Source organism: Paraburkholderia phenoliruptrix (genome assembly GCF_019511605.1).
In the GTDB taxonomy this organism is placed as follows: Bacteria; Pseudomonadota; Gammaproteobacteria; order Burkholderiales; family Burkholderiaceae; genus Paraburkholderia; species Paraburkholderia phenoliruptrix_A.
Map to the genome: position 1 here is coordinate 62,918 of NZ_JAEUAV010000002.1, position 13,589 is coordinate 76,506.

The 13,589-nt window shown below is 65.2% G+C and carries 12 protein-coding genes; 9 read left to right on the forward strand and 3 right to left on the reverse strand.

The genetic code is table 11. The features are described 5' to 3' along the window. Window positions 1–36 precede the first annotated feature (36 nt). Window positions 37–309 carry a hypothetical protein gene (locus JNB89_RS03765; protein ID WP_013342691.1) on the forward strand — a complete coding sequence of 91 codons (273 nt, stop codon included), beginning with the start codon at window positions 37–39 and terminating at the stop codon, window positions 307–309. 31 nt (window positions 310–340) lie between these two features. Here JNB89_RS03765 and JNB89_RS03770 read toward each other — a convergent pair whose 3' ends face one another. The 3 genes from JNB89_RS03770 to JNB89_RS03780 are packed head-to-tail and all read right to left on the reverse strand — an operon-like array spanning window position 341 to window position 4,427. Then, window positions 341–1,582 carry an NAD(P)/FAD-dependent oxidoreductase gene (locus tag JNB89_RS03770; RefSeq protein ID WP_220361313.1) on the reverse strand — a complete coding sequence of 414 codons (1,242 nt, stop codon included), beginning with the start codon at window positions 1,580–1,582 and terminating at the stop codon, window positions 341–343. Window positions 1,583–1,585: 3 nt separating this feature from the next. After that, entirely contained in the window at window positions 1,586–3,127 is a 1,542-nt protein-coding gene (locus tag JNB89_RS03775) for an amidase (protein ID WP_220361314.1), read from the reverse strand. A gap of 13 nt (window positions 3,128–3,140) precedes the next feature. Further along, entirely contained in the window at window positions 3,141–4,427 is a 1,287-nt protein-coding gene (locus tag JNB89_RS03780) for an MFS transporter (RefSeq protein ID WP_135891285.1), read from the reverse strand. A gap of 104 nt (window positions 4,428–4,531) precedes the next feature. On the opposite strand from JNB89_RS03780, the gene JNB89_RS03785 reads away from it, so the two are divergent. The 8 genes from JNB89_RS03785 (at window position 4,532) to JNB89_RS03820 (ending at window position 13,574) form a co-directional block, all read left to right on the forward strand. Beyond that, entirely contained in the window at window positions 4,532–5,179 is a 648-nt protein-coding gene (locus tag JNB89_RS03785; RefSeq protein ID WP_220361315.1) for a helix-turn-helix domain-containing protein, read from the forward strand. Between the two features lie 204 nt (window positions 5,180–5,383). Continuing rightward, a complete protein-coding gene (locus JNB89_RS03790) occupies window positions 5,384–6,103 on the forward strand; it encodes a DUF3348 domain-containing protein (protein WP_220361316.1) in 720 nt (239 codons plus the stop codon). 10 nt (window positions 6,104–6,113) lie between these two features. After that, complete coding sequence (locus JNB89_RS03795) at window positions 6,114–8,645, forward strand: DUF802 domain-containing protein (RefSeq protein WP_220361317.1); 2,532 nt, start codon at window positions 6,114–6,116, stop codon at window positions 8,643–8,645. A 5-nt stretch (window positions 8,646–8,650) separates the two neighbouring features. Continuing rightward, window positions 8,651–9,301 carry an OmpA family protein gene (locus JNB89_RS03800; protein ID WP_220361637.1) on the forward strand — a complete coding sequence of 217 codons (651 nt, stop codon included), beginning with the start codon at window positions 8,651–8,653 and terminating at the stop codon, window positions 9,299–9,301. Window positions 9,302–9,317: 16 nt separating this feature from the next. Continuing rightward, entirely contained in the window at window positions 9,318–10,124 is an 807-nt protein-coding gene (locus tag JNB89_RS03805) for a DUF2894 domain-containing protein (RefSeq protein WP_220361318.1), read from the forward strand. Window positions 10,125–10,182: 58 nt separating this feature from the next. Next, on the forward strand, window positions 10,183–10,857 hold the full coding sequence (locus JNB89_RS03810) for an HAD family hydrolase (protein ID WP_013342700.1): 675 nt from the start codon (window positions 10,183–10,185) through the stop codon (window positions 10,855–10,857). A 291-nt stretch (window positions 10,858–11,148) separates the two neighbouring features. Continuing rightward, window positions 11,149–12,120 carry a response regulator gene (locus JNB89_RS03815; protein ID WP_220361319.1) on the forward strand — a complete coding sequence of 324 codons (972 nt, stop codon included), beginning with the start codon at window positions 11,149–11,151 and terminating at the stop codon, window positions 12,118–12,120. Window positions 12,121–12,143: 23 nt separating this feature from the next. After that, on the forward strand, window positions 12,144–13,574 hold the full coding sequence (locus tag JNB89_RS03820) for a sensor histidine kinase (protein WP_220361320.1): 1,431 nt from the start codon (window positions 12,144–12,146) through the stop codon (window positions 13,572–13,574). Window positions 13,575–13,589: the final 15 nt, after the last annotated feature.

A 13,589-nucleotide genomic window follows, 5' to 3' on the forward strand; every position in this document is an offset into this window, starting at 1 on the left:
TGAGTCAGGCGGTGTTGCGTTGGTCAGGAGAGAGACATGTGTGATGCAGAAGTCGCTGCCGTGCTGTTGAATCGTTGCACGGCTCAGCCATTCGACGACGATGAGCCGTCTTATCTCGACATATTGCGCGAGGGCAATCTGGCATTCAAACACGAGATTGGCTTTGTGGGCGTGCGCGATCTTCCGGACCCCGAAGCATGTTGTGCCGAATCGATTATTTTCGCGGACGGTTCGCGCGCGTTGCGTATCAGCGCGGCCCAAGGCGATACCGGCTGGACGCAATGGACGGCGTTGCAACCGCTGCACTGACAGAAGCGGCGCACGCCGCTTCTGTCAGCCGCTAGAACCGGTTCACCCTGAAGGGCCGCGTCTCCACGAGCGTTTCTTCACCGGTCATCATTTCGGCGATCAGGCGGCCTGTCACCGGACCGAGCGTGAGTCCGTGGTGCGCGTGGCCGAATGCGAACCACAAGCCCTGGTGTTGTTCAGCCCGCCCGATAACCGGCATCATGTCGGGCGTACATGGCCGCGCGCCCATCCACGGTTGATCGTCGAGGCGCTTGTCGAGCGGAAACAGCGTGCGCGCAATCGGCTCGACGGCGGCGAGTTGTGTCGGCGTTTTGGGTGCGTCGAGCAGCGCAATTTCGGCGCCGGTCGTCAAGCGAATGCCGCGCGCCATTGGCGCGAGCAGATAGCCGCGCTCGGCGTCGAGCACCGGATGATTCAGGCGTGCCCCCGCGCGTGGCGCATAGTGCATGTGATAGCCGCGCTTCACGCCGAGCGGCAGGCGATAACCCAGCCGCGAGCTGAGCACGCCTGACCACGGCCCGAGCGCGATAACCGCCGACGAAGCCGCAATCGTCCCCTCGCTGGTCGTGACCTGCCAGCCGTCGCGCAGGGTATTGGCGTCGCCGGTAAAGAATCGTCCGCCAAGGCTCTCGAAGTATTTCGCGTAGGCCGTGACGAGCGCATTCGGATCGCTCACCGAATCTGCCTGCGTGTAGCGCAGAGCACCCAGCAACGTTTTGTCCAGATCAGGCTCTACCTGCTGCAGGCGGGGCGCGTCGAGCGTTTCGAAGGCGACGCCGTATTCGCGCCGCCATTGTTCGGCGTGCGTGAATTCCGCATCTCGAGCGGCAGTGCTGCGAAATACCTTGATCCAGCCTGTCGGGCGCAGCAATGCGCTCGCGCCGGCAGCCGTGGCCAGCGCGCGGTGCTCGCTCACGCAGTGCTCGATCAGCGTCGAATACGACCTGGCAATCGCCGCGTGTCTTGCGGGCTCGGAATTGAGCCAGTATCGCCACAGGAACGGCGCCGCGCGAAAAAGCGCGTCGGCGTGGTAGCGAACGTCGAGCGACTGGTTGCGCGCATAGCGAAGCAACGTACCCAGTCCGCGCGGAAATGCATACGGGTAGACGCCTTCGCGCTGAATCAGCCCGGCGTTGCCGAACGAAGTCTCGTTGCCTGGCGGCTTGCGGTCCACCAGGGCGACCTGCCGGCCGCGCTTTTGCAAATGAACGGCCACGCACACGCCGACAATGCCGGCGCCCAACACTACCGTATCGAATCTGGTTGCTGTCATCGGTTAGACCGCGGAAAGGCCCGCGCTGCCGGCGCTGGAGTCGGTGAAAAGAGGAGGCGAGGTCACAATGGATTTTAACGACGCATCCGGCTTCGTGAGCTTCGACAGATCCGGTCGCGGACGCCGCAACATGGGCGATTGCGCAAAGACCTGCTCCAGTGCGTGCGCGACCGCCAGGGTCTTGCGATCGCCATGAAACGGCCCGACGATCTGCAAGCCGAACGGCATGCCCGCGTGATCGAGACCGCATGGCAGTGACACAGCCGGGTGCGTAGTGAGCGTGACCACGTAGGTGAGCGCGAGCCAGCGGTAATAGTTGTCCTGCTCGCGCCCGTCGATTTGCGCGGCGTAGAGCTGTTGCCACGGAAACGGCGACACCGGCGTGGTCGGCGAGAAAATCACGTCGTACTGCTGGAACGCGGCCTGGAAGCGTTTGAAGATGCGCGTTTGCTCCGCTTGCGCCCAAGCGCTGTCTGCGAGGCTCATGCTCGCGCCGAGCTCGTAGTTGGCACGGGTGTTGGGACCGAGCTGATTCGGGTCGTGCGTATAGGCGTCGTGCAGACCGGCGACGAAACTCTCCGCACGAATCACGTCGAAGCAACGATGCACGTCGCCGAGATCGAAGCGTACTTCCTCGCAGGAACGGAAAAACGGCGCGATCAACGCCATGCGCTCGCGAAACACGGTGCGAATCGACGCATCCACGTCGCAACTGCCGAAGTCTTCGGTCCAACCCACTCGCAGAGTGCCGAGGTCGATGTCGGCGGGTACCGCAAAGCCGAGCGGATCGACGGCAGAACTGAGTGGATCGCCTGCCGAGATGCCCGCGGTGGCGGCGAGTTGCAGGCATGCGTCGGCAACCGTGCGACCCATTGGCCCGACCACGGAGATCGGCGACCAGCCCACCAGCTTGCGCGAATTCGGTACAAGCCCCGGCGTCGGACGAAAGCCCACCACGCCGCATTTGGAAGCCGGAATGCGCAGCGAGCCACCCGTGTCCGAGCCGGTGCAGACAGGCAACATGTCGCAGGCAAGCGCCGCCGCCGAACCTCCGGACGAGCCACCCGCGTTCAACGCTGTATTGAACGGATTGCCGGTTGCGCCCCACACGGGGTTGCGCGTGTTGGCTCCCGCGCCCAGTTCCGGCACGTTGGTCTTCGCGGTGACGATCGCCCCGGCGGCACGCAGGCGCTCGACAAGCACCACGTCCTGCGCGGGAACATTGCCGCGCGACATGGGCGAGCCATAAGTAGTCAGGAGTCCGGCGGTATTTTCCAGGTCTTTCACGCCGAGTGGCAGGCCATGCAGGAGACCCAACGGCTCGCCGTCGAGTACCTGTTTCTCGGCGCGTTTCGCCAGGGCCCGCGCACGGGGAAAGTCAGTTGCGGTAATTGCGTTGACCGCTGGATTCACGGCCTCGATGCGCGCGATGCACGCGTCGAGCAATTCGACCGGCGAAATTTCTTTCGTGCCGATCATGCGGCGCAGTTCGACCGCGCTGCGGCTCGGCAATCCGTCGTCCTGATTCACGTTGTCCTGCATCATTGCGTCCCCTTCGTCATGCAAGTGCTTCGCCTGTGCGGTCCTTCAGCCAGATTACCGGCACGAGAGAAATTGCGCACGCGGCGGCGACGTACCAGGCCGGTGCCAGCAGATTGCCGGTGCGCGCCACCAGCCAGCTTGCAATAAACGGCGAAAAACCGCCGAAAAACGATGCGCTGACCACATAGGTCAACGCGATTCCCGTTGCGCGCACATGCTTCGGGAATAGTTCTGGAATCATCACCAGCACTGGCACGATCTGCCCGGAGACGAACACGGCAAGCAGCGCGGAGACGATGCAAAGCGCGGTCATCGACGGATGTGCGCTCAAAAATGCGAATGCCGGATACACGAGCAACAGCATCGCGACGCGCGAGATCACCAGTACGCGCTTGCGGGTGTAGCGATCAGCCAGCATGCCGGCAAGCGGCGCCGCGACGAACAGCGCAAGCGAACTGACGATACCCGAGATGACCGCCGACGTCGACGAAAGATGCAGCACGCGTGCCGCGTGGCTCGGGAGAAAAAACGCGGTGATGTACACGGAGACGGAGCCACCCAATTCGGCGAAGGTGCCGAGAATGGTCAGCTTCAGATGAGTGGTCAGCGCGGCCCTCAGCGCGCCGCGCGGCGCCGCTTCGTGAGGTTCGCGCGAGCTCAGCGTTTCTTCGAGGCGCCGGCGGATCAGCATGCCGGCCGGCGCGGCGACGATGCCGAGCACGAACGGAATGCGCCAGCCCCACTCGAGCACGGCCTGCTTCGGCAGCGCCACGTTGACGAGAGTCGCGACCAGCGCTCCGAGCACGAGGCCCGCTGCGGTCGCCGCGAAATTCCAGCTCGCGAAGAAAGCGCGCGTGTTGTCGGTCGCGTATTCGACAAGCAGCGTCGTGCCCGGCCCGAACTCGCCGCCCGCCGCGAAACCCTGGATCAGACGCGCGAGAAGCACGATCAGCGGCGCCGCGAGTCCCGCGACCGCGTAGGTGGGCGCACAGGCGATCATCGCGCAACTGAGCGCCATCAGCATGATGGTGAGAACCATCGCGTTCTTGCGGCCCGCGCGGTCCGCGTAGGCTCCGATCACCACGCCGCCCAGCGGCCGCACCACGAAGCCCACGCCGAACACGCCGATGGACAGCAGGAACTGATTGACGGAAGACTCGCCCGGAAAGAACAACTGCCCGATCTGGATGGCGAAGAAGCTATAGATCGTGAAATCGTAGAATTCGAGCGCCGTGCCGATGGTCGTGGCAGTGATGACGCGGGTTCTGGACAAGCCAGACTTACTGAGCGCAAGAGTAGACACGGTACGGGCCCCACAGGATGGTGGAATCGACGTGAGTTATCATATACGAGAAAAAAATAATTTCTCGTATACGAGAAATTTTCTGGCAAATGGAATGAGTCGAGATGGCCAAAGGCGTAGTGGAAAAACCCAGGTCGCCCGCGCGCGAAGCCCCGCCTGCGCTGGATCACAAGCTGGTGGGCGGGCATTTGCGGCAGGCGCGCAAGGCGCGCGGACTGACGCTCGCCGAACTGTCGGAGCGCTCGGGCATTGCCGTTTCGACGATCTCGAAGGCCGAGCGCGGCGACATCGCGCTCACCTACGACAAGTTCGCGGCGCTCGCGCATTCGCTCGAACTCGAGTTCGACGCGATTTTCGGCCGGCGTCGCAAGCCCGCTTCCGGCGCGATGAAGCCGTCGTTCACCGCGGCGGGCAAGCAGCACGTGTACGACACGCCGAACTACGAGTACGGCATGCTCGCCAACAATCTGACCGGCAAGCGCATGATGCCGATGCGCGCGCACATCCACGCGCGCGCCGTGGCGGATTTCCCCGAGTACATCCGGCATTCGGGCGAGGAGTTCGTGTTCCTGCTCGCCGGCGAGCTCGAACTGCGCTTCGAGAACGGCAAGTCGTTCAGGCTGATGCCGGGCGACAGCCTCTACTTCGACAGCTCGGTCGGGCATATCTATCTGAGCGTGGGCGATGAAGATGCCGATGCGCTCGTGTGCTGCGTCGATACCGACCAGCAGCGGCCGCGCGGCGCGATCTGAGCGGATGGACATGGGTGGCGGCAGCAGCCGGGCGCGCGGCTGCAACCCGCCGCTGCAACCCGCCGCTGCAACCCTAAGGCACGGAGCGCACAAAACGTCCATTCACAAGCGCCAGGATGTCCGCGTCGCACGACGTTCTTATAGGGACCGAAGCCGTCGCGGGCGTCAGCGTGTAAACTGCTGACTTTTTTTGCATCCGGCGGTATGTTGCAAGCCCCCCAACGCACAGCACTCAGCGGCCCCGAGCTCGTTCGCCTGCTGGCGCGTTTCGCGCAAGTCGACGTTCCCGAACCGCGGCAATCGCTATCGGACCGGCTGAGCCAGTGGCTCGGCTGGACGGACGCGATCGCGCTGTCCTCGGCGCTGACTGGCGCGCCGCCCGCCGTGCCGGCGGGCGCGCGAACCTTCGGCAGCGCGGAAGAAGCGGAGTGCGCGCGGGTTCGAAGCTCGCTCGTCAACACCATCACCGGCGACAGCGCGTTCGTGAGCGCGAGACGCCGCGGGTCCGCACACGTCGCTGCGCCCGCCGTGCCCGTGGACTACGCGTTGTTTCGCCAGCGCTACCAGGCCATGCAGCAATCGATGGAAACGGGTGTCGGCAACCTGCGCGGCCGGCTGCGCGCGTTGCTCGCCGCGAGAACGCCCGCGATGGGCCGCCTTGCGCTGCTGGACGCCGTGATGGAGCGCGCGCTCGCCGAACGCGAGCGCAGCCTGCTGGCTAATCTGCCGGTGCTGCTCGCCGGACACTTTGAGCGCCTGCGCGACTCGGGGCAGCAGGCGGAGGCGGAGCAGCCGCCGGCTCCCGGCGCGCCCGGCGCATGGCTCGAGGTGTTCCGCAAGGACATGCGAAGCGTGTTGCTTGCCGAGCTGGATGTTCGTTTACAACCGGTCGAAGGGTTGCTCGCCGCCCTTCGTACTCGCTAACTGGGACACTATGTCCAGATATCGTATTGATCTCGTTGTATTCGCGGCAGGTCTCGCCGCGGTGTGCGGCATTGCCGTCGGCTATGTCGGTTCCAACTGGCTCGCGCTGGCCGTCACGCTGCTGATCGGCGCGTTCTATCTGGCGGGCGCGCTCGAATTGCGGTGCTACGGCGCGGCCACGGCCACGCTCGCCCGCGCGCTCGACGGCCTGTCCGAGCCGCCGCCGCGGCTTGACGCGTGGCTCGCGCAGCTGCATCCGAGCTTGCGCAATGCGGCGCAACTGCGTATCGAAGGCGAGCGCGTTGCGTTGCCGGGCCCGGCACTCACCCCGTATCTGGTCGGCCTGCTGGTGCTGCTCGGCATGCTCGGCACGCTGCTCGGCATGGTCGTGACGCTGCGCGGCACCGGCCTCGCGCTCGACAGCGCGACCGATCTGGCGGCGATTCGCGCTTCGCTCGCCGCGCCGGTCAAGGGTCTTGGCTTTGCGTTCGGCACTTCGATCGCCGGCGTCGCGAGTTCGGCAATGCTCGGCCTGCTGTCCGCGCTGTGCCGCCGCGATCGGCTCGAGGCTGCGCAGCGGCTGGACGCGACGAGCGCAAGCACACTGCGCGTCTATTCGCAGGCGCACCAGCGCGAGGAAAGCTTGCGTCTTTTGCAGCGGCAAGCGGAGCTGATGCCGACGCTCGTCGACCGTCTGCAAACCATGATGGCCGCAATGGAGCAGCACAGCCTGGCGTTCAACGAGCGCCAACTGGCAAGCCAGGAAGCATTTCACAGTAAGGCGCAGGTTGCTTATGCGCGCCTCGCGGCGTCCGTCGAACAGTCGTTGAAGCAAAGCGTCGCGGACAGCACGCGGGCCGCGGGCGAGGCGCTCGAGCCTGTGATGCAGGCGACCATGGCCGGCCTCGCGCGCGAGAGCGCGGCCTTGCAGGCGAACGTTTCGCAGGCGGTGCAGCGGCAACTGGACGGTTTGTCGAGCGGCTTCGAGTCGGCTACGGCCAAGGTCGCCGGCATCTGGAACGAGGCGCTCGCCGGCCAGCAGCGTTCGAACGAGGAGATGACGCGGCAACTGCGCGCGTCGCTGGAGAGCTTCGCGCAGACTTTCGACGAGCGTTCGGGCGCACTGGTGAGCGGCGTGTCCGCGCGCCTCGAAGCTGCGGCGGGGCAGGTCTCCGAGGCCTGGAAGGCGGCGCTGGCGCAGCAGCAGCAGACAGGCGAGACAATGGCGGCGCGGCACGAGCAGGCGTTGGCTGCGGCAGCGGCGACCTTCGAACAGCATTCGGCGTCGTTGCTGCGGACCGTCGGCGAGTCGCATGCGCAGATGCAGACCGTGATGGCTTCGCGCGACGAAGAGCGGCTCGCGGCGTGGTCGGCGAAGCTGGACACGATGGTGGCCACGCTCGGCAAGGAGTGGCAGCAGGCGGGCGAGCAGAACGAAGCACGGCTTGCGGCGTGGACCGCGAAGCTCGACGCGCTCGCGACTTCGCTTGGCGAGAAATGGCAACAATCCGGCGAGCAGAACGAAGCCCGGCTCGCGGCATGGACCGCGAAGCTCGATTCGCTCGCAACCAGGCTCGGCGATACATGGCAAAAAACCGGCGAGCATAACGAGGCACGCCTCGCGGCATGGACCGCGAAGCTCGACGCGCTCGCGACTTCGCTTGGCGAGAAATGGCAACAATCCGGCGAGCAGAACGAAGCAAGCCTCGCAGCATGGACGGCGGAACTCGATTCGCTCTCGACCACGCTTGGACAAACACTGCAACAATCCGGCGAGCAAAACGAGGCACGCCTCGCAGCATGGACCGCGAAGCTCGACGCGCTCGCCGCGACGCTCGGCGACCAATGGCAGCAGGCGGGCGAGCGCACCGCGAGCCGTCAGCAGCAGATCTGCGACACGTTCGAGCAGACCGCGCGCGACATCTCCGCGCAGACCCAGGCGCATGCGAGCGCAACCATCGCTGAGATCGCGGGGCTCGTGCAAGCGGCCTCCGAGGCGCCGAAAGCCGCTGCCGAAGTGGTCGCCGAATTGCGGCAGAAACTGTCGGACAGCATGGTGCGCGACACGGCGATGCTGCAGGAGCGCAGCCGTCTGCTGGAAACACTGGAGACGCTGCTGGACGCGGTCAACCATGCATCCACGGAACAGCGCGCGGCAGTGGACGCGCTCGTTGCGACCTCCGCGGATCTGCTGGAGCGAGTCGGCACCCGCTTTACCGAAAAGGTCGAGGCCGAGGCCGACAGGATCGGCACGATTGCCGCGCAGATCACCGGCGGCGCCGTCGAGGTGGCAAGCCTCGGCGAAGCGTTCGGCGCGGCCGTGCAGTCGTTCGGCGAATCCAACGACAAGCTCGTCGCGCACCTGGAAAGGATCGAGGCGGCGCTCGACAAGTCGCTTGCGCGCAGTGACGAACAGCTTGCCTACTACGTCGCGCAGGCGCGCGAGGTGGTCGATTTGAGCGTGATGTCGCAAAAGCAGATTGTCGAAGATCTGCAGCAGCTCGCGGCACGGCGCACCGTGGACGGAGTCGAGGCGGCATGAGCGGCATGAGCGAGGAAATCGACGGCGGCGTCGAGCCTGGCACGCCGATCTGGGCCGCGTTCGGCGATCTCATGTCCGTGCTGCTCGGCGCGTTCATGCTGATTCTGGTGGCTGTGATCGGCGTGCAGCTCGAACTGTCGAACAAACTCGAGCAGGAGGTCAAACAGCGTCAGCTCGAAACGCAACGCCGCAAGACACTCGAAGAGGCGCTGGCGGGCCCGCTCGCGGCCGGCCGCGTGACGCTCGTCAACGGACGCATCGGCATCAGCGGCAACGTGCTGTTCGCGCTGAACTCCGACCAGTTGCAGCCGCAAGGGCGCGATCTGTTGAAGAGTCTTGCCGGCCCCTTGTCCGCCTATCTGCGCGCGAACGACGAGATGCTGATGGTGAGCGGCTTTACCGACGACCAGCGCTTGCGCGAGGGCAATCGTCGGTTCGCGGACAACTGGGAACTGTCCGCGCAGCGGGCGCTGACTGTCACGCGCGCGTTGATCGACGCGGGCGTGCCGGCGTCGTCGGTATTCGCCGCGGCGTTCGGCTCGGGCCAGCCGGTCAGTTCGAATGCCGACGAGCAAGGGCGTGCGCGCAACCGCCGCGTGGAAATCGCGCCGGTTCCGCGGCTTTCCACGGCCGCCGCGGGGAAGCCCCGCGAGTGATGCACGGGGCGACGACATGACAGAAGGAGCCGCCACGCCGCAGACATCGCGCGCGATCCTCGACGCCTGGGCCGCGCGCGGCGCCGACCGGGTCGACCCGCTGCGGTTTCGTTTCATCGACGCGTTCGAGCGGCGCGCCGCCGCGCACAGCGGCGAGGCGCGGCGTGTGCTCGACGCGAAGCTTGCCGCGCTGCTCGAAGCGTATGCGCGCGACATCGAACGCGGTGACGCTGGCGACGAGAGTGGTCAGCGTGAACAAGGCGACGAACGCAATCAAGGCGACCAAGCCGATCAACGCCCTCAACGCGACGAATGCGACCACCGCGACCATCGCGATCAAGACGACGAAGACGCCCGGCCCACCCACGCCAACGTCGAAAACACCAACTCCTCCGGCGCAAACACAGCGACTGCGCCGACCGTCCCCGCTTCCCGAAACCAGCCGACACCCAGCGCGCTCGCCGGACTCGTCGCCGAATTGCACGGTGCGGCGCGACGTCATCGGCGCGTTGACGCGGCCGCTTATCCCGAACTCCCCGAGCTCGACTATTTCCGGCAGACGTGGGCCCGGGTTCGCGCCGAGGGGCAGGTGCGGCAGTCGCTGCAGCCGGCGCCCGGCAACGCCGGGCCGCTCAACTCGAGCAGTCTCGTGCACCGCTCGCTCTCACTGATGCGCGAGTTGTCGCCAGGCTATCTGAAACAGTTTCTGTCGTATGTCGACGCGTTGTCGTGGATGGAGCAATTGAGCGGCGGCGCGCCCGCCAGCAAGGATGCGCCGCGCGCCGCGACGGGCGGCAAGGGCGGGCGCGGCAAGACGCGCTGATGCCTCGCAGCGCGTGACGTGGCATATTGGCAGGCGTAGCCATCGAAAGGAGCCCACCATGCGTATCCAGACCTCATTTCTGTTCGATCTCGACGGCACGCTCGTCGACAGTGTCTACCAGCATGTGCTGGCCTGGAAAGAAGCGCTCGACAGCGAAGGCATTTCGCTGTCGGTGTGGCGCATTCATCGAAAGATCGGCATGAGCGGCGGCCTCTTCACCAACCAGCTCCTACGCGAGACGCATGGCGATATCAGCGCTGAGCGCAGCGAGCGTCTTCGCCAGGCACATGCGGCCGCGTATAAAAGGTTGCGCGCGCAAGTATGTCCGCTGCCGGGCGCGCGCGAACTGCTCGACGCGCTCACGCAAGCGGGCACGCCGTGGGCCGTGGCCACCAGCGGCCGCATGGAAACCGCGGCGGTCAATCTGGAGGCGCTCGGCGTCGATCCGTCGAAAGCCGTGGTCGTGACGCGCGACGACGTCAAATACGCGAAGCCCGACCCCGACCTCTTCATTGCTGCGGCCGAACGTCTTGGCGTCGAGATCGAACACTCGGTGGTGGTGGGCGACAGCATCTGGGACATGCTCGCGGCGCGGCGCTGCCGCGCGCTCGGCGTGGGCCTGCTGTCGGGTGGCTACGGCACGGAAGAGCTGGAGCGAGCCGGCGCCCTCCGGGTCTACGACGACCCCGCGGCGCTGCTGGATCATCTCGACGAAGTGGCTGCGCGTCCCTAGCCTGCGGCATGCGCGCAGTGCGCGGCTGCAACCCAACCAGGCGGCCGCCGTTCCACAATCTGCATCGCTCATGCGTTTTTGATTCAGGCCGCATACGCCGCCGCAAATGCGCTTAACTTTGTACTGTTAGAGCCGGGAGCCCTGTACTATACCGTTCAACGGAGACCGGCCCGGCGCGCGCAATAGCAGCACCGGCCGCGGCACGCCGGCCTGTTCCACGTGAGCGCATGCGGCGACTGGCGAGCCTGTCACGCTGATCCGCTGCGGCGGTCTGACGAACCACGTGAAAATATGAACAAGTTTATTCGACCACCCGTCTCCTATCCGACCACGGTTGTTTTCGTAGACGACAACGACAACTACCTCGACGCGCTGCGCCGGTTCTTTCCGGATGTTTCCACCAATCTGTTTTTCTCGCGCCCGCAAACGGCGCTTGCGTTCATTCGCCAGCACGCGCGGGAAAATTCGCTGGAATTCGCGCCGGCTTCCGCATGTTTGAGCGAAACGGGTTTTGATCGCTTTGTCGAAACTTCGCCGCAGCGGGACGTGCTGGCGCGCCATTCGCGCTTCGCCGAAGTAGCTGCCGTCGTAGTCGATTACGACATGCCTGGCGTCAGCGGCGTCGAATTTCTGTCATCCATATCCAACCTGCATTGCGCGAAGATTCTGCTAACGGGCGTCGCGGACGAGACCGTCGCCGTGAAAGCATTCAACGCGGGCATTGTCGATCTGTATCTGCGCAAGACCGACGCCGATTCGGCGAACCGGCTCGTTCACTTCCTGAAGGACGCAAAGAGCCGCCATTGCTCCGAGGCGGGCTGGCTCGCGCTGGGCGAGAACGGCATGACCTATTGCGATCCGCGCACCCACAAGGTGATCGACGAAGTGGTGAAGGAGAACGGCATCGTCGAGTATTACTGGCGGCCGGAGCAGAATGCCATTCTGATGTTCGACCGCGAGGGAAGGGCAAGTGTCTTCGTCGCATGGGCCGAGCACGACTGGATCGCGCAAGGCGAGATCGTTGCGGACGAAAGCGGCCCCGCCGAGTTGCTCAGGCAGATGGCGGTGCGCGACGTCATGCCGCTCTTCTGGCCGCATCTCGCCTATCGCTCGAATGTCGAGTTCCGGATGCTCAAGCCGCAACCCATTCCCGGCTGGGGCGAGGCGTTCTACTGCTGGAGCCCGATAGAGTCTCCCGAAGTGGCCGAAGCCGGCATCAGGCCGCTGACGTTTGCCCAGTGGCGGAGTGAGCGCGCGCGCTAACGCCTGCCGGCACGCCGAGCCCCATGTACGCCATTCCAACCGCCTTCGTGTCGGCCATGTTCGTGGTGTTCGGCCTTTACGTGGTCATCACGCAAGGCATCACGAGGCTGTCGGTGCCGTTCCTGCTGATGTGCTCAGCCACTTTCACGTGGCAGGGCACATGGACCTTGCTGTTTCAGACAGAAGACCCGCACGTAGCGGGCTTGCTGGTGCGCGCAGGCTACCTGTTCATTCTCTTTCTGCCCACCACGTTCTATCACTTCGTCACAGAGGTGGCGGCGCGGCGCCGCGAGCGGCCCGTGTTGCTGGCCTCATATGGCTTGTGTTTCGTGCTCGCGGCCCTGCTGCCCGGCAATGAGGTGGTGTCGGGCTATCGGCACTATTTCTTCGGCTACTATCCGCTCGCCGGTCCCCTGCATCCGTTGCATGTGCTGCAAACGGTATTGCTCGCGCTGCGCAGCGCGCAGCTTCTCTTCGGCGCGCGCAAGCAGGCGGGCGGCCAGGCGCGGCGGCGTCTGGACCTGTGCCTCGCGGCGCTGGGTCTTTACTCGTTTGCCGCCGTCGACTACGCGGTCAACTACGGCTATCCGTTCTATCCGCCAGGCGTGCTGTTCATCGCCTTGAGCCTCGGGCTGCTCGCCATCACCATCGTCCGCTATGACCTGATTCATCCGTATGCGCTGGCGGCCACCATCGCGCATGAAATCGCGACTCCGCTCGCCACCATCGGCATGCACGCGGACGAGATTGCGAGCGTGTGGAGTCATGTGTTCAACGGCTATCGCCTCGCCGTCGCTCACGGCCTTTACGAAGATCATGAGCATTCCGCGCAGTCAGAGCGCATCAGCCAGCTTGCCACCGCCATCCGGCGGGAAGTGTCGGGCACGAGCGCGATGGTCGAAATGGCGCTCGCTTCCTTTACGCTCGAGCGCCTCGACCGCAGCCGTTTCAGCGCGCACGCCGTGCAGCAGTGCGTGAATTCCGCTCTGGAGCGTTATCCGTTTCGCGCCGGCGAACGCGAGCGCGTCACCGTGCTGCCCATCGACGCCACGCTGCGCTTTTCCGGCTCGGACACCGTGGTGGTGTTCATGCTGTTCAACCTGCTGAAAAACGCGCTGCACGCGATTCATGTGAGCGGCGAAGGGCAGATCACGATCGGTGCGCTGGAAGACCACGAATTCTGCGTGCTGCAATTTCGCGACACGGGTCCGGGCATTGCGCCGGATGTCCTGCCGCATATCTTCGACGCCTTCTTTTCGACCAAGCGCCACGGCAGCGGCGCGGGAATGGGGCTTGCCTTTTGCCGCCGCGCAGCCGAGTTGCTCGGCGGAAGTATCGAATGCGCTTCGGTGCGCGGCGTGCATACTACGTTTACCGTGCGCCTGCCGCTGCCGGGCTCGGCAGCGGACAGGGCGTTGCCAGAACTGCCGGCGCGCGACGCACGCCGGCGTTAAGGCCCCGTGGATGCG